Source organism: Marinomonas maritima, assembly GCF_024435075.2.
Classification (GTDB): Bacteria; Pseudomonadota; Gammaproteobacteria; order Pseudomonadales; family Marinomonadaceae; genus Marinomonas; species Marinomonas maritima.
On the sequence record NZ_JAMZEG020000002.1, the window covers coordinates 187,476 to 205,596 of the forward strand.

Here is an 18,121-nt window from a genome sequence, read left to right on the forward strand (position 1 = left end):
TAAGTGGCAACACTTGGGAACTAAAGGAGTGATGGTATGAGAATTGTAGTTGCTCTGGGTGGCAATGCTTTGCTTAAGCGCGGTCAACCGTTAACAGCGCAAGCGCAGCGTGAAAACATCAAAATCGCAGCGCAGGCCTTGGCAAAAATTGCCGTAAATAATGAGCTGATTATTACTCATGGTAATGGTCCTCAAGTCGGCCTGCTGGCGTTACAAGGCAATGCTTATAAGCCGGATGAATTGTATCCTCTTGATGTGTTAGGGGCAGAAACCGAGGGCATGATCGGTTACATGATAGAACAAGAAATGGGTAATTTAGTGCCATTCGAACGACCTTTGGCGACACTGTTGACCATGGTGGAAGTAGATCCTAAAGATCCCGCTTTTAGTAACCCTACTAAATTTATTGGTCCTGTGTATGAAGAAGCGGAAGCCAAAAGATTGGCCAAAGACAATCACTGGAGCATTAAGCCGGATGGGCAAAAGTGGCGCCGTGTTGTGGCTTCTCCTTTGCCAAAACGGATTTTTGAAATTCGCCCGATTCGTTGGTTATTAGAAAAAAATACCATCGTGATTGCCAGCGGTGGTGGTGGTATACCCACCATGTACGATGCGGACAGTCATTTGCAGGGCGTTGAAGCGGTGATAGATAAAGACCTATCGAGTGAGTTGCTAGCGCGAGAATTAGGTGCGGATTTATACATCATGGCCACCGATGCCGAGGCGGTATTTCTTGATTGGGACACCCCTGAGCAACGAGGGATTAAGTGTGTGAATCCGATTGATTTAGCGAACTATGAATTCGCCGCTGGTTCCATGGGGCCAAAGGTCAGTGCAGCTTGTCAATTTGCCGAGAAGACCGGAAAAACCGCAGCGATTGGGTCATTGGAGGATTTAGAGCAAATCGTCGCCGGTACAGCGGGAACTCGAGTCAGTAAGCTAGTTAGGGACATGGAAAGTTATTGATGCACAGTTTGTTTTTATTGACGTCAATATTTTGTTCATTTGTATGGGCCCGAATTCAAGTCCGAAGTGCGACACTTTTTATTTCAAGCAACTAAGCACATTTCTTTAAAAACCATCGCTGGTTGCTTGAACCCTAGACACTTTTTTGGACGATAGTTTATTCGTCTCATCGCGAAGTGTATTCTCTCTTCTGTAACTTCTCTTAAATCAGTGCCTTTGGGTACATACTGCCTTAAAAGTCCGTTGCTATTTTCATTAGCGCCACGCTCCTAAGAGCTATATGGATGAGCAAAATACACTTTCGTATTTAATGCTTCAGCTATCTCAGCATGGTAGGCAAACTCTCGGCCATTATCGGCTGTGATCGTGTGTACATGATCTTTAAACGGCATAAATAACCCTAAATTCAGATAATAAGTGCGACACTGCAATAGAGGTGTAGAGGAAGCCAACTGCTGAAGTTGGTATGATTCTTCTTACCACAGAATGAAGCAGTACCAACATGAATTATCAGCAGTTGACCGAAGGCAAAAGATACCAGATTTCCGCTCTTTTAGGACAAGAAATATCAGTGGCAAATATTGCACGAACACTGAATTGTCATAGAGCGACGGTTTATCGTGAGCTAAAGCGGAATAAAAAAGTAACAGAATATTGCCCTGACAAAGCTCAAAGCGCTTGTTTAATACGGCGAAAAACATCCGCTAAATATCGTATATCATCAAAGACGATTGATTTTATTCGTATTTTAATTGAAATCGACTGGAGTCCTGAGCAAGTCTCTGACGTACTCAAAAACTGTGGTGTTCCTGTTAGTCATGAATGGATTTATCAGTACATCCATGATGACAAAAGAAACAAAGGGACACTTTATCGCCATTTGAGACAAGGAAAAAAACGCTACCGGAAAGGTCAGCGAACGAAAGCAGAAGTGATTAAAAACAAGGTCTCTATTGATGAGCGCCCAGCCATTGTAGAGACAAAAAAGCGTTTTGGTGATTGGGAAATAGACACTGTTTTAGGCAAACATGGAACAGGTTCTATCGTCACCTTGTTAGAAAGAAAGACGCGCTTTTACCTCATAAAGAAAGTGGATTCGAAATCAGCTAAAGATGTGACTCAAGCGACTATAGAGTTATTGATGCCGTTTAAAGATCATGTACACACGATCACAGCCGATAATGGCCGAGAGTTTGCCTACCATGCTGAGATAGCTGAAGCATTAAATACGAAAGTGTATTTTGCTCATCCATATAGCTCTTGGGAGCGTGGCGCTAATGAAAATAGCAACGGACTTTTAAGGCAGTATGTACCCAAAGGCACTGATTTAAGAGAAGTTACAGAAGAGAGAATACACTTCGCGATGAGACGAATAAACTATCGTCCAAAAAAGTGTCTAGGGTTCAAGCAACCAGCGATGGTTTTTAAAGAAATGTGCTTAGTTGCTTGAAATAAAAAGTGTCGCACTTCGGACTTGAATTCGGAACCAAACACGAGAGCCATGAACGCGACCACTATTCTGAACAAAATCCTTCCTCTTGTCAGCCCAAATATGCATAAAACTCGCCGCAATGCGCTATCGGCTTGTGTACTCAGCTTAGCGCAAGGTAATCTTTGCACCGTGACGAGTATCGGTCGAGGCATCCAATCAAAAGTGTACGAAAAGCACCGTATTAAACGCTCAGACCGATTGCTCTCCAACCCGAATTTACGTCACGAAGCATTATCGATTTACGCTTATATCTGCCGACTCTTTGTGATTCAAACGCGTCCAATCATTAGCGTGGATTGGTCTGATTTAGATGCTCGTGGACAACACTTTCTAGTTCGTGCCAGCATGGCTTTTGAGGGGCGATCCATTACGCTTTATGAAGAAGTGCATGACAAAGCTCACAAAAGAAAAGCCTAAAACACATCGGCAATTTTTAAGCGTTTTAAAAGCACTGCTTCCAAGTAAAGCAAAGCCCATCATTGTAACAGATGCTGGATTTATGACGCCTTGGTTAGATGAAGTTGTGAAACAGGGCTGGGATTATGTCGGACGAGTCAGAAGGCCGCGTAAGTACTATGATGACTCGCTTCAAGCTTGGCGCTGCATATCCACTTTGTTCTCTAGTGCTAATCAAAAGCCCAAGCATCTAGAGCTTAAACATCGTCAATCTAACCCAATCACCAATCAGTTTGTCCTTTACAAGAGCTCACCGAAAGGGCGTCACTCTATCAATCAAAAAGGTAAAAGACGTGCTTCTTTATCTTCGCTTACCGCAGCTAGAGGGGCAAAAGAACCTTGGTTATTAGTGTCTTCTCTTCCTGTGAACCGTCTTTTTGCGAAGCGTTGCGTCAGAGCATATGAAACGAGAATGCAAATTGAAGAAGGGTTTCGCGGTATGAAAAGTAGCCGATTCGGCCTGGGATTTGAGTTGAACTTTACATCAAAGGTAGAACGGTTGAGTAACTTAATCCTGCTTACAACTGTCACTGCGCTTCTGCTTGTTATAATCGGTAAAGTCATAGAGCTGACAGGCTATGCAAAACGCTTTCAGGTGAATACTCTACGTAAGCGAAGAGTTCTGTCACACTTTTACCTTGGGAAACGAGCCATTATGACCCGTTTCCAGATACCAAAAAAGGAATGGCAGGACGGCATCAGGCAACTCGTTCAGCAGCTAGAACAAGGAGCCTATTTATGAGTAAATTTGTGGGGATACCTCAGGGTCAGATGAAAATACGCACTAATTTTCATCTGACCCTAAAAGTTCGTGACCCTAAAAGTTCGCACGTTCAGATAACAATGCATTCATGTTTATAAAAGGAGCTAGAGATGATTTCAGGTTATAAGTTCAGTTCTGAAACGAATGATATGGATGTTTCGGTTATTCATGGTTATATCTCTAGGTCTTATTGGGCTACTAATATTCCTCTGCCTACAATGAAAAAGGCAATAGATAACTCATTATGTTTTGGTGTTTTTACTGATTCAGGTGAACAAGTAGCTTTTGCTCGGATGGTTACAGACTCTGCGACATTTTCTTATTTAGCTGATGTGTTTGTTTTAGAAGAGCATCGCGGTAAGGGTCTTAGTAAGTGGATAATGAAAAATATTATGGAGCATCCAAACTTGCAAGGTATCCGTCGTATGGCACTCGCGACAAGTGACGCACATGGTTTGTATAAGGAATTCGGTTTTAAAGCATTAAACTCTCCAGAATCATTCATGGAGTTACATCAACCGGATGTATACAAATAAGCATAACAAGTGACTATGGTGTCAATTCCTGATGTTAAACCATTTTAGAATTCCACATGACACCATCTCTCTCCATCGAATTTATGATCACTACGAGCTTTCTAATACAGACAATGATGGCTACCTTTTTAGGTTGGTATGGACCATAACATCGAAAAGCTCAGGAATAGCCTTCATTAGCCGAAAGGCAAGACTTCATACACATTACTTTGCTTAGTGCGTTCACACTTTATTTACGGCTTATCATCAATCTGTGATTGAAAAATAGAATCACCTATTGAACATTGGATGTAAGTGAAATATTGTGGATTTATATTAATTAAATGCGCTGAGAATGTAGAAATTCTACAGCCTCGTTATCTACCTACAAGGATCAAGTAAGTGTCTAAGTCTGAAGTAATCACAATCAATGATGAATTCTCAAGAGTGGTTTTTCTCAATGGTAGAACACCTGAGACTACTGATGAGGAAGCAAAGAACGCTTTTGCTTTATTATCAGAATACAGAGAAGGAGGAATTTACATTGCTCATTACTCTGGTTTTAGTGAGTGGGAAAGGCATCCTCAAGGTGATGAGTTTGTTCATGTTTTGGGTGGAGAAACAGCACTCATTCTTTTGAATGATAATATAGAGCAGTGTTATAATTTATCATCGGGTCAAATGCTGGTGATTCCAAAAGGTATTTGGCATCGTTTTGAATCCCCCGATGGCGTTAAGATAATGACTATTACGCCACAGCCAACAGAACATAGTATTAAACTACCAGTCGCTACATAACGAGTCATTTTAATAAGAAAAATGATTGTCGCTATTTTAACCAAAAATTATTAATCCCTTAGCTCGATGTTGATTTATTACTCTTGGGGAAATTTTTGCTTTTGATGCAAGACTCGCATAATACGAATGATTTTTCCGTCAACCCAATAAGAAACAATCATTGATATTTCTGGGATAATCAATATTCGGTCACGAAAGATATGTCTTTGAACACTCATTAGAAGTTGTATAAGTAAATTCTCAACTTTAGCCTCAATAATTTGATCCGTTTTTTCAGCAGCGCTTGGATTAAAATTAAATATTTTTTCACGATCATTTAGTGATTCTTCTTCCCAAAAAATCATGATTTATTCCGATTACGGATCTTATTCTTTCTAATTTTAATCTGTGTTTTAGCTTGATCGTGTTCAATAAAAATGGATTTACCACTTTCAAATTTATCAAATGCCGCATTTATTTGTTCTGTTAACTACAAATCATGCGTCATAGATTTCCGTTGTTGTTCGGCTAAGTTCTCGGTTAGCTCCCTGCATGCGTCACTTAATGTGCGCCCTTGGCTTTCGGCCATTAATTGAGCTAAGCGTTTAGTTTCTTCATCAATTCTAAATTGAATGCGGGTGTCCATAATACGTTACCTTTAATTTATGCTGTACACACAAACGTTAGCACTGGTTTTGTGTGCAGGCAACTAACCAGCCACCCACCCAAGAGGACAAATTGAAGCTGTTTTATTGTTCCTTCGAGGCTTATTTTAGCCAACTATTTCACATCGTTTAACGAGGCCGTTATGCACGTGTTTTCCTTCCTTCCAACCCCCTATTTCTATAATTTCATTGACATTCCGTTGTTCTTTATATAGAACGTTCTATATAAAGAACAATTTTGGATGCACGATGAATAAACCGATTCTCGGCTCGTTGGGCCGAAATATACAAAAGCTGCGCACGGCAAAGGGACTGTCTTTGTCTCAGCTTGCGTTAGATGCTGGGCTGGCGAAGTCTAATTTATCTCGTATTGAGCAAGGTGATGGCAATCCGACTTTAGAAACGATCTGGCGTTTGGCGGTACAGCTGAATGTCCCGTTCGGGGATCTTGTTGCCAGTGTGGAATCCCCATTGGGAGAAAACGGTGTACAGGTAAGGTTGATTGATCAAGGTGAGGGCAATCCGCGTGTTGATGTGTATTGGATGTCTTGCGCGCCCAACACCATTAAGCAATCAGAGCCGCATATTGCTGGCACGACAGAGGCCATAACATTAATCAGCGGAAAAATGCTGGCGGGTGAAAATAATGACCTATATCATCTGGATATTGGCAAAGCGCACACTTTTGCTGCCGATGTTCCGCACAGCTATCAAACTGACGATTCAGGGGCGACTGTCATGATGGTCATAACTTACGCTAAACAGCTTGATGCTAAACAGGACCTTCCAATATGAGTACGACGACCCGACCCCTTGCAGGAACACCTTGGAAACAAGGCGTAAAAGACGCGATTCCGCTACTTGGTGGTTACATTCCGGTGGCCATTTCTTTTGGTCTTATTTCCATTCAGTCTGGCTTTAGCGTGCTAGAGACTATTCTGATCTCTACTTTTATTTATGCTGGCGCCTCACAGTTTCTCTTTGTTGCCATGGCGGCTTCTGGAGCACCGCTATGGTTGGTGGTCATAATGACGCTGCTAATCAACGCTCGGCACGTTGTTTACGGGCCAAATCTCTCTCCCTATTTAAACCAAGATAAGAAGTGGCTGCCATTAATGCATGGTTTGACGGATCAGATCTTTGCGCTGGCTCATGCCCGTTTGCCTCAGCTGCCTGAACAGGCACGGATAGGTTGGTACACAGGCGCGGCGGTGTTGGCTTGGTTGAGCTGGATTGGTGGTACTGCACTGGGCGCCATTGCCGGTGGAGAATTGACGCAGCGCTGGCCATTAATCAACGATATTTTACCTTTTGCACTACCCGCTCTATTTTTCGTTTTAATCATTCCACGTTGCAATAATCGCCTATGGTCACTGACAATTTTTTTGTCTGCTGTTACCGCTTTAATTTTGAAAATATTAGGTTATCCGAATGTCGCTATTCCGTTAGCGGCTATGTGCGGTGCGATACTGTTCTATGCACTAAAAAACCAGCGTATTATGGGAGGGCTGTAAACATGGATATGTCTGTGTGGCTGGCGCTCGTCAGCATTGCCATTGGCACGTATTTACTTCGTCTTTTGCCGTATCTTTGGATGAAACGAAGCTTGGCTAAAAAACAAACGGAGGACGGCGTTGGCTCAATGCCAACTTGGTTAACCATTTTGGGGCCAACCATGATTGCAGCGATGTTTGGCACGTCTTTAGTGCCTGCTCACCCTGGTGCTCTGTCTTGGTTAGCGACTGGGGTAGGTGTACTCGTTACCTTCGGTGTTTGGAAGCGTACCCGATCCATGGGCTTGCCCATTTTATGTGGGGTAGTGGCATTTGGGGTGATAACGCTTTGGTTTTGAGGTAAATGGGGTCAAGTTAAATGGAGGTAGATGATAATAGACTCTAATTTCCATCTGATCTTAAAAGTTTTAAAAGTCTATGGTTGAGTTGTTATCTCGTTTTTGTCCATCCATCTGATATTTTGGTGAATATAGTCTATGAAAAAAAATATGGAAAAAGAGTTTTCCCCTTCTTGCGATAGAAATAAACAGCCTATTCTTGAACAGCTTTCTGTGCATTTTTCAGATCGCAAAAACGTGCTTGAGGTGGGTTCTGGTACGGGTCAACATGCGGTATTTTTTGCTGAGCATTTACCTCATTTGATTTGGAATACCAGTGATATGTTTGATTACCACGGTAGTATTCAAGCTTGGATGGCTGAGGCGACGTTGAGTAACCTTGTTTCACCTATCGAGTTTCACTTTGGTAAAAATGATTGGCCGAGCTTAGATATTGATAGTGTATTTACGGCGAATACCACCCATATTATGCAGCGTAATGATGCACAATTGATGATGAAAACGATCGCGGCGAATTTAAAGTCGGGCGGTATATTTTGTCAATACGGTCCAATGAATGTGAATGGTGAATACACCAGTGAGGGTAATCGAGAATTTGATCAGCACTTGAAAGAAAGTGGCTGTGGCGGTATTCGCGATGTGGCTGAGTTGGTTGAATGGGCGGCTGGGATGGAATTGATAGAACAGGTTTCAATGCCTGCGAATAATTTTTTGCTGGTATGGAAAGTTGCTTAACTTCCTATCTCGTTGTCTTTGATAAGAGCCGCTGATAAAGGCTAGAGCTACCACTTTTCATACGATTGAAAATGGGCTTATAGAAACGAAAAATGAATTTTGATCTGATGGAATAGAAATTCAAGAGTAGAGTACTAAGTGGATGGAAGTCATATTAAGTGAGCTGAGAGCATAACAAATGTCCTCGTACTGAACGACGCGTTGGACTGGTCTTGGATGATGAAGTGGTTCAACGATATGTCGTGATTTTTTAAGCGACTCTTTAATTCTGCTTTAGTGTGTTTGTATTCGCGAAGGCTAAATCTACCCTAAAACATTTCTGCCGATGGATAGCATATTACTTCCACTCAATGTACATTGGGTGCTCGATCTGTTTATTTATTATAGCTAAATGGGGCCAGATGAAAATACGCTCTAATTTTCATCTGGCCCCGAAAGTCTAGAAATTCTCCTGTTTTATTGTTAGACAAGCCATTTTACGGTTTGGACAACGTCACCATCGAAACGATTTGTCACTCACTGCAGAACGACTACAAACTGGGTATCTTGATTCTAGTTAGTCATGTTGCTAGCCGATAAGGAAAGAACGCTCGAATCACCGAGCTTTAAATTACCCTCTTCAATGTGTCTCTAAAAAAGAAGGTTAAAGGAATATTTTTTACTTTGCTGATCTAGTTTATCTTATTTTTGTAACAAAAAAGAACATTATGCATACCGTATAGAACTGTTCTTAATCGTTGTTCTGTATATAATTTTTGTTATGGAAGATTAAGCTTCTATTGAATGAGAGAATTTTATGCTAAGTAATTTAAAAATATCACACAAAATAGCCATGTTGACATTGACTCAAATTATAGTGATTGCGTCTCTTGGTTGGATGGCTTTGTCACAAATGAAAAATATTGGTAAAGAGATTGATGATATTGCAGAGATCGATGTTCCCTTAACAAACATGCTTACCAAAATAACCGAGAACCAACTGCAGCAAGTCATTTCATTTGAGAGAGGCGCTTTTGAGGCCAGCTTAGTATTGGTTGGAAAAGGAAAGCAGGAAAGTGTTCTACGTGAGATTGAAACATCAAAAGCACTGTCTGCGGCTATTGAAAAAAAATTACATGAAGCAAATGGATTAGTTGACGACGCAATTATAAATGCACAAACCCAGTTTACTTCAGAGAAGTTCTCTGAATTTAGTAATGTATTGAAAACTATAGAAGAACATTATGTCACTTTAGATCATGAAACCGTGACGATAATGAATAAAATCAAAAATGGCGAATTACTAGAGAACATTGATCAGATTCATTTACTTGAAAAACATCAAACTGAATTTGATCACGAATTATTGGACGCGTTACATCAACTCCAAAAGTTCACTGCAAACTCGGCGAAGCACGCAGAAGAATATAAATTAAACGCTATTTATATGATTACGGTAGGATTGTTTATATCGATTTTGATCGCTGTGTTATTGGGTACTTTGATCGGACGGACAATTACTAAACCAATTATCGAATTGAAAAACCAGCTAGAAGCAGTATCGAGTGGAGATGGTGACCTTACAGTACGTCTTAATAAGACCGGTAAAGACGAAATCGCGTCTGTTGCTCGTTCATTTGATAGGTTTGTAGAAAAATTATCGGTAATAATGCTTCAGGTAGGGACGTCTAGCACCTCTTTACAAGAATTGTCTAAGATTTCTGTCGATCTGATGAATCAAAATGAGAAGAATATACAAGAGCAAGGCCATGAAACGGAAATGGTTACTCATGCCATTACAGAAATGAGCCTTGCAACAGATGAAATATCACAAAACACGACTAAAGCGTCAAGTATTGCTGAAAAAGTAAAAAATAGCGTTGAACAGGGTAAAAATAGCGCTGTGACAACACAAAGAATCATCAGTGAAATGGCTGAAGAAGTGTCTAAGACATCTAATGATTTAGAAGTTCTTGCAAAAGAAACAGACAACATAGGTACTGTTTTAGAAGCGATTCAAGGTATTGCTGAACAAACCAATTTATTGGCACTGAACGCAGCAATTGAAGCCGCTCGTGCAGGTGAAACAGGTAGAGGTTTTGCTGTTGTAGCGGATGAAGTTCGTACCTTAGCGCAGCGTTCTCAAGAGGCGACAGTGAGTATTCAGACTCTAATTGAAAAATTACAATTGGGTGCGAAAGACGCTGTTGCGAGTATGTTAGCTGGCAATCAGAAAACAGAAGAGTGTCTAAAACACAGTAATGAAACGGTTACCGTGTTTAATGAGGCATTTGATGCTGTGAATAGTATTTCTGACTTGAACATACAAATTGCCGCTGCGGTAGAAGAGCAATCTCAAGTGGCTAAAGATATTCATGCGAGTGTTGGTAATATTCAAGAGATCTCGGTAAATACGACAAAAGGCACACAAAAATGCTCTGATACGAATAACAGCATGGCGACCAGTATTAATGAACTGAATCAAAGTATAAATCAATTTAAAATATAGAACGTTCTACTGCTTGTGAAGGCAACACTTCCTTCACAAGTAGTGACTACAATTACATTCAAAATTTCTAAATGACTCCTCTTAATAGCCTAAATTACTGATGAAAATATGTTGATAAGTAATTTCAATAAATCAATAAGGGAACATACAACAAAGTCGAATTGACGTATCTTAATTTCTTAAAGTGTCTTTTCTACGACTTAGGGAATGTGCGAATAAGTCATATCTTTAGCTTCTGTGAATAAATAATTACATGAAGTATCAACTAGATAGAGTCGTCACTAAAACGTAAAAACGACTTGTTCGCAGCATCCCTAAGTCAAGGTTTTCATACTTTAATTCTGCTTTAGTGTGTTTGTATTCGTGAAGGCTAAACCTACCCCAAAACATTTCTGCCGATGGATAGCATATTACTTCCACTCAATGTACATTGGCAGTTCGATCTTTTCATTTATTAAGATCAACATTGGCTATTTACAGAGCCTAACAGCGTTATCCCTGCAATATTGGCGTTCAAATAGGAGTGCTAGATGCAAGCTAAGTTTTCCGTTCAAATTGATTCTTTCCATAAAATCAGCAAGATTCAAAACGCGTGGTCCAATGAGGATTATCGTGCCCTCATGAGCATTATGGATTTTGACGATGATGTCGATGTCATGGAAGCGACTGAACTCAGAGAGATGTGCATGATGTCGCTCAATGACCTTGAGCCTGCTGACGCGGCAAAGGCAGTGTTGACACATTTATTTCCTGAATTGCCAAAAGGTAAGATAGAGCAAATAAGTCACGATATGATTGATGATCGCTCGTGGGAAGAGTATCCAGATTGTTTGTTTCATGAGCGCTTCTTTAATGCTTATGCGTTATTACGAGAAGCGTTTAATGGGGTTTTCGCGAAACCGGCGGGTGTTGAATTGACCATGACTGTGACAGCCGCACACGATGAAGATATGACGATATTTGATGAGTCGCTAGAGTCTTCTATCGTGCGTTTATTAGCCAGTGGGCAAGGTGATGATGCTTTAATAAATCGTCTGTACGAAGATCAAATTCAAGGAACGCAGTTCCCTGAAGCGCCGGGTATCGTATGGCGGTTGAAGCAGACAGCCGATGCAGGATTAACCCGTCAATTTAGCTTAATCAGTTCCAGTTTTTGGATGGAAAATTTCGAACAAGTCGACGGTTTTAAAGCGGTATCTCATGCCGATATAGATGATTAGATTTTTTTGGTCACCTTGATTGGTTCGTGTGTGATAAGGCTGATAGTTTAAAAGAGAGTAGGTAGGACGGAATTGGTTCTGTTAAAAGATGACGATTAAAACAGTCCTACCTAAGGAGGGTTACGCTTTTTCGGCAGCGAGTCTTGTTGCTTTAATATAGCCTTGAAGCGTGTCTTTTAACTGTAGACGTTGTTTCTTTAATTTCTCTTCTTCTAACGTAGTCGATGGGATAATTTCCTGCTCCCGTTTCTCTACTTCTTTTGTTAGATGATTGTATTCGTCGTAGAGCTTTTTGAAGTGAGCATCGTCCATTTTTAACTGGTGAATGTCTTCTTTATACTCTGGAAATTCGTTGATCAAACTATGGTCTTCGATTGGCATATTTGCCTCCTGTCTTTGTTTGCTTTCATCTTAGGATAGTCTAGTTAAGCCTATCGTCTCTTGATGCTTGTCAGGCTTTTTACTATTTTATTAAAAATAGTAATGGCCTGTTTATTCGCGTTTTCAACGACAAGCTTTAAGTCTAGGCAACACTTCATTTTCTGTTGGTTTTCTTGGTTATTTACTGACAAAAAAAAGCCGTGGTAGAGTTTTCCTATCACGGCTTTTTTTGTAGATCGTTTATGGCTTCAGCTATTTTTCTGAAGTGGCGCGCTTAAAGTGCTGTCTTTAAAGCAAAGTCCCATCTCTAAAATAAAGAGTCCTAGAAATTTAATTCGACTCTTGGTTGGCTGGATTTTGATAAATCTATTTCTGGAGAACAAAGGTAAATGCGTGACGAGCTGATGCCTTCCTTAACTAAATGATCTTTTAAGTAGTGTGCTCGTTCTTGTGCAAGATTTTTTGCTATGTCTTTTGCTGCGTCGTCAATCGAGACGGGTGGATTATCAAATCCTAAGTCAAGATAGCTTGCGACGCCACAAGCTTTAAGCTGGCTGTCTTTTTTGTCTTTCATTAAGGCGATAAGCTGTTTTATAAAAACGTCTTGCGATGCATTCAGGTTGCTTTCTTTGGCTTCAAATAACAGTGGTTCAACACGAATTTTTAGCAGTTGATCACCTGCAAATTGTGCGATGCTGATCACATTCGCGTAAGGCACAAAGGTTTGCATTAAATAGCTACTGGAAGCCGTAAATAGGGCTTTACGCACAGGCAGGAGTAAGAAGTCTTGCCAGCCAAACTCAGGATTATCGATGTCGCCAGAAAGGGGAATGTCTAAATCAATATTGTTTTTACTGTCTTTTAAAATGCTCACCGCAATATTAAGAGGAATGGCGCCCGCTTTGATGACAGAATTGCTTTCTTTGCGTCCTCCTAAATCAAACTCTCTTAATAGAATATGAGAGTTACCATCCAATACACCGTTTTCTGCGTCGAGTTTTAGATCCAAGTCCAACTGCCCAGAATCGATTTGATAGCCCAAAATATTGGCAATATAAGATGAGTAGGGCGGCAACTCCGCTTCTTTAATAATCAATTCACTCTTCATAGTGAGTTTGTCGGCCAGCGGCCAAATGGTGATGTCGCTTTGTAATATGGCGTATTTCCCATTGCGGGCTCTGAGCGCCAATACAGTAGCTTGATCTTTTTTCTTGGTATTGAGTTTTCGTAATGACAGAGTCTCTATTTCTAATGAGCGTAGTAAAGTGGGTGAAATGCTTTTGTCTTGTACATTAATGCTGGAGGTGCCTGTTGTGTCATAGGCTTCTAAAATGACGTAATACGGCGCCTTAAACGCTGGATCTTGCTTGTTAATGGTGCTCTTAACATCTTTTTCTCTAGGTGTGCTTGAACTTTTTAGTGAAGGTTGCGACGCTTTTTGTTGATCCGCTTTTATAAATACAAGATTTTCTAGGCGCTTTTGTTTGTCAATAATAAGGTTCACATTGACTGAATCTGTGGCGATGGTGTTGATACTGGCACCATCTTGGTTTGCTTCTACTTCGCTTATCTTGATACTGCCAATATGGCTTAGCGCTGGTTGCGGTTGTTTGTCGTTTGTATCTGAAAGTGTTTGAGACAAGGTTAAGTCAGCGATATTTAATTGAGCGAATTTGATGTCAAACGTTGGGTCTTGTTGGGTGAACGAAAGACCACTAACGTCTGCGCTCTTCCAAGATGCTGCTCGTTTTTCATTGCTTAACAGACTGTCGAGTAATTGACTTGAAAAGTTTAGGTTAACGCCTTCTAAAATAGATGGTTGCTGATTTTCTTGCTTAACGTTTAATTGCTCTGCAGTGAGTGTTGCGACACCCAGTGAAAATTGTTTTCCGTCAATTTGAGTGGCTTTTAAACCATTAATATTGATGTCTAATTGCGTATTTTGAGCCGTGATGCTATCGCCTTCCTTTCTCACCGAAAGGGTATTAGACAGATTGAAGACGTCATAATTAGCGGTGTTGCCTGCTTGTCGTACCGATAAATTATTGCTTTGTATGTCAGCGGTTAGCGACGCTGTTAGTGCTTCTTGCGGGTCCATAGCAACGGTTAAATTACTTAAGCCAATCTGTGTTGTTCCGTTTTCTACCGCAAGGCTATCGAGTGCAACAGACACGTCAGTCATGTCTATTTTGGTTGTGGTACTTTTGGCCGTAAGGCCCAGTGCATCACGCGTTATGTCCAACGGCGTATTTATGTTCAGTTGACCATATTGTATTACTTGTCCCGTTTGTGTGAAACGAGACTGTTGTGATTGGAGTTCTAGTGTCCCAATCACGGACAATAGATTGGCAGATACGAATTTAATATTAGATTGTGTCAGCTTTAGCGAGGTTGATTGTGTCGCAAGACTGTCTGTCTCGTTTAAATTTAGACCGAGTGCTTCCACTTGCGCCTCTAAATTTAAATTATTTAGCGTCAATGTCGGTTCGCCATCAAGCACATCACGTTTTATATCAAGCGGCGCTTTCATGCTTAATAGGCCAAATTGCATCACTTGGTCCGCTTGTGTGATGTGTGACTGTTCTGATTGAAGCGCTATCGCCCCAGTGATGGACAATTGATTGGCAGAGATATACTCAATATTAGATTGTGTCAGTGTCAGTGAGGTGGATTGTGTCGCAAGGTGATCTGTTTCGTTTAAATGCAGATCGAGTGCCGCGACTTGCACCTCTAGATTTAGATTGTTAACTGAAAATACTGGCGCGTTATTAGCTTGTTTTTGATGGAATTGGAATTTTCCGGCTAGATTGAATTGTCCTTTGCCTTCATTAAAGGGCGATGGTAAAAAATGATGAAAGCTTTCTATTGGGAGGTACAGGTTTTTTATGCTGATATCGGCATTGGCTTGTTCGGGCGTGTAATCAAAGTCGCTATTGATGGATAAGGATGCTTGGTTAACCAGCGCAGACAAAGCAATATTTCCTTTCCAATTGAGTTCATGGCCTGATAAGCCCTTGATAGACAGTGACGACAAGCGGAATGTATCTGATTCAACAGGTTTCGTTAAATCCTGCTGGCGGGATAAATTTACCTGACTGTCAGTCACGGTAATGGCAGGCAGTTTTATTTTCCAAGGCGAATGCGTTGGAGAAACGTCTTCTTGTTTTGTATCGTCGGCTTTGGGTTCGTTTTCTGTATTTTTTGCAAGATATTGAGCGGTATCAATTCCGGCGACAATCCAATGGTTTTCTTGCTGGGCAACGAGCAGGTTTAACCCTTCTATCTTTGCTTCTGATATGTGTACGGTCTTAGTTAGCAGTGGCAATATTTCCACTTCGAAAATAGCGCGTTTTAGTGTCAAGGTGTCTTGGGTTTTGTTATTGATGGTGATGTTTTTCAAATCCACTTTAGGTGGAAAAAAATCAACAGACAGTTTGCCTATAGAAGCGTCTTCGCCTTGTTGATGAAAGTAAGCGATTAGATAATGTTCTGCAACAAACGGCGTCGCCAGCCAAAGCGCCGTGATTAATCCGGTAAGAACCGCGAATGGGTAAAAGACAAAGTTTCGAAAATACCGGCGTTTCATTGTGTTCTGCCTTTTTAAAGATTGTATCCGTGGATAGGATTAATGGGGTTTGTCTTCTACGTTTTTTTGCTTTTCAGTGTGTTCAGTATTTTCTGTACGTATTGGCATTCGTAGTAAGTAAATACTGACGGCTACACCGACAGTTACAAGTCCAATGGTTGCCCACAAACGTGAAACAATAAACATGGACACGGCCATGCCTGCCCACATAAAAAAGATGGCGCGATTTCTTGATCGTTTAGGGATGCCATCAGAAGATTGCCAATCACGAATAATCGGACCAAAAAGTTTGTGGCCAAGTAACCAAGCGTGGAATCGTTCCGAGGATTTGGAGAAACACCAAGCCGCTAGTAAAACAAGTGGTGTAGTGGGGAGTAATGGTAGGAAAATGCCAATAATGCCAGTAATGAGGGAAAGCCACCCTAACATCAATAATAAAATTCGCTTTCCTTGCATAGTGAAACCCACCATATGGATAAAGAAAAAACGAACCTTAAAAAATAAGGCTCGTTCTTAGTGTGGCGCTATTTTCCAGAATGAAAAATGGCGGCCATGTCATCTTCTTCTACTTCATTTTCGATCAAAGGCCAGCCCCCAAGGCGTTTCCATTTGTTCACCATTTCGCAGAATAATTCAGCGGTTTTCTCTGTATCGTATTTCGCTGAATGTGCTTCAGTATTGCTAAAAGGTATTGACGCGGCTTCACACGCCTTAGCTAATACTGTTTGTCCAAACACTAAACCCGCTAAACTAGCTGTATCAAAGCTAGAGAAAGGATGAAATGGGTTGCGCTTAATATCTGCTCGTTCAATCGCCGCATTCAAAAAGCCATGATCGAAAGCGGCATTGTGGCCCACTAAAATGGCGCGCTTACAGCCCACTGATTTTAGTTCTTTCCGAACTTTAGCAAACATTTGAGTCAGCGCTTCCCCTTCTGGTATATCTTGTCTATCCGGTGCAAAAGGGTCAATACCTGTAAAGTCTAACGCTGCTTTTTCGAGATTAGCGCCTTCAAATGGCTTGATCAAAAACTCTAAGGTTTCATAGATATATAAGTCGCCATTTTCATCCACTCGCAGGATACTGGCGGCCATTTCTAGTAAAGCATCGGTTTTTTGATTAAAGCCTGCGGTTTCTACGTCGATAACTACCGGTAGGAAGCCGCGGAATCTATCTTTGATTTCATGGTTTGACAAAAGAAGGTCCTTAATTCTGCCGCTTGATCAACAGTGACGTTGTACAATAGGATCGGATCATAACACAATTGATAATGCTTGAACGAGATGTCTAAATGGGAATTACCCAACAACTTCTAATTCGCACTACACTTTTATTGACTGCTTGCACTTCATTTGGGCAGGCAACTGCATTCACGCAATACCAATCAGGTATTTCGGATTCTGAGTGGTTACTTTCGGGCGACATTTTTTCATGCAGTTTAACGCACCCCGTTCCTCATTACGGCGAAGGTCACTTCATTAAAGAAGCGGGCGAGCCAATGAAATTCATTCTGCAACCAAAGAATGAAAAACTAGGCCCCGGTCAGGTGTATATTATTTCTCAGGCACCAGATTGGTCTCCTGGTGTAAAACCAGAAACATTAGGTATTCTCCCTTACCCTGGTTATGGACTGACGGTTGAAGTCGGCGGAAAAGTGGCCGAGAGAATGCTGACCAGCTTGGATAGAGGGCGTCATCCCGTGGTGGCAGGAACTGCTTGGGAAAACAGTCGAGAGACTATCGAAGTGGGCTTGTCGAACATCAACTTTGCGCCAGCGTACAGCGAATTTCGACGTTGTTTGTCTAGCTTACTGCCAGTGAATTACGATCAAATTGCGCGAACAGCGGCTTTATTTCCGCTTAATGGTGTGAATCTCACGGATCGAATTAGGGCTCGCTTGGATCTTGTTGCTTTGTATGTTTCTTTTGATCCCAGTGTTGGGTACATTTATATTGATGGTCATACCGATGCAATTGGTTCTCGACGCGAAAACCGTGAATTGTCAAAAGTACGTGCTGAAAAAGTAACGGCGTATTTGCTTGAAAAAGGCGTTCCTGCCGAGAAAATTATTTCTCGTTACCATGGTGAACGCTATCCATCTACAACAAACAATACTTCTAAAGGCCGTGAGCGTAACCGACGCGTGACGATACGTTTAGAAAAAGCCGATGCGGGCTAATTTCTCTACAGTTTTTATTGATACAACTACCAAAAAAGAGCCCCGT

At 41.2% G+C, this 18,121-nt stretch carries 19 protein-coding genes and 2 pseudogenes; 13 read left to right on the plus strand and 8 right to left on the minus strand.

The features are described from left to right. The first annotated feature begins 36 nt into the window (after positions 1–36). Positions 37–966: a carbamate kinase gene (arcC, locus tag M3I01_RS06970; RefSeq protein WP_255895061.1), complete on the plus strand. Its 930-nt coding sequence runs from the start codon at positions 37–39 to the stop codon at positions 964–966. Positions 967–1,049: 83 nt separating this feature from the next. Here arcC and M3I01_RS06975 read toward each other — a convergent pair. Continuing rightward, positions 1,050–1,364 (minus strand): annotated as a pseudogene (locus M3I01_RS06975) (IS30 family transposase); the annotation flags it as partial. A 104-nt stretch (positions 1,365–1,468) separates the two neighbouring features. Between M3I01_RS06975 and M3I01_RS06980 the strand changes: the two are divergent. The 4 genes from M3I01_RS06980 (at position 1,469) to M3I01_RS06995 (ending at position 4,213) form a co-directional block, all read left to right on the plus strand. Beyond that, the gene (locus M3I01_RS06980; protein WP_255895063.1) at positions 1,469–2,416 is read left to right on the plus strand and encodes an IS30 family transposase; all 948 of its coding nucleotides are present in this window, start codon (positions 1,469–1,471) and stop codon (positions 2,414–2,416) included. A 51-nt stretch (positions 2,417–2,467) separates the two neighbouring features. Then, complete coding sequence (locus M3I01_RS06985) at positions 2,468–2,875, plus strand: hypothetical protein (RefSeq protein ID WP_255895064.1); 408 nt, start codon at positions 2,468–2,470, stop codon at positions 2,873–2,875. Then, positions 2,847–3,656: an IS4 family transposase gene (locus M3I01_RS06990; RefSeq protein WP_255895065.1), complete on the plus strand. Its 810-nt coding sequence runs from the start codon at positions 2,847–2,849 to the stop codon at positions 3,654–3,656. The genes M3I01_RS06985 and M3I01_RS06990 overlap by 29 nt, the downstream gene beginning before the upstream one ends. Positions 3,657–3,787: 131 nt before the next feature. After that, a complete protein-coding gene (locus M3I01_RS06995) occupies positions 3,788–4,213 on the plus strand; it encodes a GNAT family N-acetyltransferase (protein ID WP_255895066.1) in 426 nt (141 codons plus the stop codon). A gap of 34 nt (positions 4,214–4,247) precedes the next feature. Here the strand turns inward: M3I01_RS06995 and M3I01_RS07000 are convergent. After that, positions 4,248–4,349, minus strand: a pseudogene (locus M3I01_RS07000) (IS110 family transposase); the annotation flags it as partial. 245 nt (positions 4,350–4,594) lie between these two features. Between M3I01_RS07000 and M3I01_RS07005 the strand changes: the two are divergent. Then, positions 4,595–4,990, plus strand: coding sequence for a cupin domain-containing protein (locus tag M3I01_RS07005; protein ID WP_255895067.1), 396 nt, complete (start codon positions 4,595–4,597; stop codon positions 4,988–4,990). Positions 4,991–5,067: 77 nt separating this feature from the next. Here the strand turns inward: M3I01_RS07005 and M3I01_RS07010 are convergent, their stop codons facing one another. Together M3I01_RS07010 and M3I01_RS18575 are read right to left on the minus strand one after the other, a co-directional pair. Then, positions 5,068–5,334 (minus strand): type II toxin-antitoxin system RelE/ParE family toxin, encoded by a 267-nt coding sequence (locus M3I01_RS07010; RefSeq protein WP_255895068.1) that lies wholly within the window; start codon positions 5,332–5,334, stop codon positions 5,068–5,070. Positions 5,335–5,459: 125 nt separating this feature from the next. Continuing rightward, positions 5,460–5,615, minus strand: a complete 156-nt coding sequence (locus M3I01_RS18575) for a type II toxin-antitoxin system TacA family antitoxin (protein ID WP_394358971.1) — start codon at positions 5,613–5,615, stop codon at positions 5,460–5,462. A 268-nt stretch (positions 5,616–5,883) separates the two neighbouring features. Between M3I01_RS18575 and M3I01_RS07020 the strand changes: the two genes are divergently transcribed. From M3I01_RS07020 to M3I01_RS07045, 6 genes are all read left to right on the plus strand, one after another. Next, positions 5,884–6,429, plus strand: coding sequence for a helix-turn-helix domain-containing protein (locus M3I01_RS07020; RefSeq protein ID WP_255895069.1), 546 nt, complete (start codon positions 5,884–5,886; stop codon positions 6,427–6,429). Further along, positions 6,426–7,148 carry an AzlC family ABC transporter permease gene (locus M3I01_RS07025; RefSeq protein WP_255895070.1) on the plus strand — a complete coding sequence of 241 codons (723 nt, stop codon included), beginning with the start codon at positions 6,426–6,428 and terminating at the stop codon, positions 7,146–7,148. Before M3I01_RS07020 ends, M3I01_RS07025 begins: the two co-directional genes overlap by 4 nt. A 2-nt stretch (positions 7,149–7,150) precedes the next feature. Further along, the gene (locus tag M3I01_RS07030) at positions 7,151–7,486 is read left to right on the plus strand and encodes an AzlD domain-containing protein (protein WP_255895071.1); all 336 of its coding nucleotides are present in this window, start codon (positions 7,151–7,153) and stop codon (positions 7,484–7,486) included. A 138-nt stretch (positions 7,487–7,624) separates the two neighbouring features. Continuing rightward, entirely contained in the window at positions 7,625–8,221 is a 597-nt protein-coding gene (locus M3I01_RS07035) for a DUF938 domain-containing protein (RefSeq protein ID WP_255895072.1), read from the plus strand. Positions 8,222–9,017: 796 nt separating this feature from the next. Next, positions 9,018–10,709, plus strand: a complete 1,692-nt coding sequence (locus M3I01_RS07040) for a methyl-accepting chemotaxis protein (RefSeq protein ID WP_255895073.1) — start codon at positions 9,018–9,020, stop codon at positions 10,707–10,709. A gap of 530 nt (positions 10,710–11,239) precedes the next feature. After that, positions 11,240–11,929, plus strand: coding sequence for a hypothetical protein (locus tag M3I01_RS07045; protein WP_255895074.1), 690 nt, complete (start codon positions 11,240–11,242; stop codon positions 11,927–11,929). A gap of 120 nt (positions 11,930–12,049) precedes the next feature. On the opposite strand, the gene M3I01_RS07050 is transcribed toward M3I01_RS07045, so the two are convergent. The 4 genes from M3I01_RS07050 to rnt form a co-directional block, all read right to left on the minus strand. Then, positions 12,050–12,310: a YdcH family protein gene (locus M3I01_RS07050; protein ID WP_255895076.1), complete on the minus strand. Its 261-nt coding sequence runs from the start codon at positions 12,308–12,310 to the stop codon at positions 12,050–12,052. Positions 12,311–12,632: 322 nt separating this feature from the next. After that, entirely contained in the window at positions 12,633–15,896 is a 3,264-nt protein-coding gene (locus M3I01_RS07055) for a DUF748 domain-containing protein (protein ID WP_255895079.1), read from the minus strand. 39 nt (positions 15,897–15,935) lie between these two features. Beyond that, on the minus strand, positions 15,936–16,352 hold the full coding sequence (locus M3I01_RS07060; RefSeq protein WP_255895081.1) for a YbaN family protein: 417 nt from the start codon (positions 16,350–16,352) through the stop codon (positions 15,936–15,938). Positions 16,353–16,420: 68 nt separating this feature from the next. Beyond that, entirely contained in the window at positions 16,421–17,092 is a 672-nt protein-coding gene (gene rnt / locus M3I01_RS07065; protein ID WP_255895083.1) for a ribonuclease T, read from the minus strand. 95 nt (positions 17,093–17,187) lie between these two features. On the opposite strand from rnt, the gene M3I01_RS07070 reads away from it, so the two are divergent. Then, the gene (locus M3I01_RS07070; RefSeq protein ID WP_255895084.1) at positions 17,188–18,075 is read left to right on the plus strand and encodes a flagellar protein MotY; all 888 of its coding nucleotides are present in this window, start codon (positions 17,188–17,190) and stop codon (positions 18,073–18,075) included. Positions 18,076–18,121 lie beyond the last annotated feature (46 nt).

Bases quoted from the DNA above. Each gene is read 5' to 3' on its own strand.
- arcC (WP_255895061.1), top strand. From the start codon at position 37: ATGAGAATTGTAGTTGCTCTGGGTGGCAATGCTTTGCTTAAGCGCGGT.
- M3I01_RS06980 (WP_255895063.1), top strand. From the start codon at position 1,469: ATGAATTATCAGCAGTTGACCGAAGGCAAAAGATACCAGATTTCCGCT.
- M3I01_RS06985 (WP_255895064.1), top strand. From the start codon at position 2,468: ATGAACGCGACCACTATTCTGAACAAAATCCTTCCTCTTGTCAGCCCA.
- M3I01_RS06990 (WP_255895065.1), top strand. From the start codon at position 2,847: ATGACAAAGCTCACAAAAGAAAAGCCTAAAACACATCGGCAATTTTTA.
- M3I01_RS06995 (WP_255895066.1), top strand. From the start codon at position 3,788: ATGATTTCAGGTTATAAGTTCAGTTCTGAAACGAATGATATGGATGTT.
- M3I01_RS07010 (WP_255895068.1), bottom strand. From the start codon at position 5,334: ATGATTTTTTGGGAAGAAGAATCACTAAATGATCGTGAAAAAATATTT.
- M3I01_RS18575 (WP_394358971.1), bottom strand. From the start codon at position 5,615: ATGGACACCCGCATTCAATTTAGAATTGATGAAGAAACTAAACGCTTA.
- M3I01_RS07020 (WP_255895069.1), top strand. From the start codon at position 5,884: ATGAATAAACCGATTCTCGGCTCGTTGGGCCGAAATATACAAAAGCTG.
- M3I01_RS07025 (WP_255895070.1), top strand. From the start codon at position 6,426: ATGAGTACGACGACCCGACCCCTTGCAGGAACACCTTGGAAACAAGGC.
- M3I01_RS07030 (WP_255895071.1), top strand. From the start codon at position 7,151: ATGGATATGTCTGTGTGGCTGGCGCTCGTCAGCATTGCCATTGGCACG.
- M3I01_RS07035 (WP_255895072.1), top strand. From the start codon at position 7,625: ATGAAAAAAAATATGGAAAAAGAGTTTTCCCCTTCTTGCGATAGAAAT.
- M3I01_RS07040 (WP_255895073.1), top strand. From the start codon at position 9,018: ATGCTAAGTAATTTAAAAATATCACACAAAATAGCCATGTTGACATTG.
- M3I01_RS07045 (WP_255895074.1), top strand. From the start codon at position 11,240: ATGCAAGCTAAGTTTTCCGTTCAAATTGATTCTTTCCATAAAATCAGC.
- M3I01_RS07050 (WP_255895076.1), bottom strand. From the start codon at position 12,310: ATGCCAATCGAAGACCATAGTTTGATCAACGAATTTCCAGAGTATAAA.
- M3I01_RS07055 (WP_255895079.1), bottom strand. From the start codon at position 15,896: ATGAAACGCCGGTATTTTCGAAACTTTGTCTTTTACCCATTCGCGGTT.
- M3I01_RS07060 (WP_255895081.1), bottom strand. From the start codon at position 16,352: ATGCAAGGAAAGCGAATTTTATTATTGATGTTAGGGTGGCTTTCCCTC.
- M3I01_RS07070 (WP_255895084.1), top strand. From the start codon at position 17,188: ATGGGAATTACCCAACAACTTCTAATTCGCACTACACTTTTATTGACT.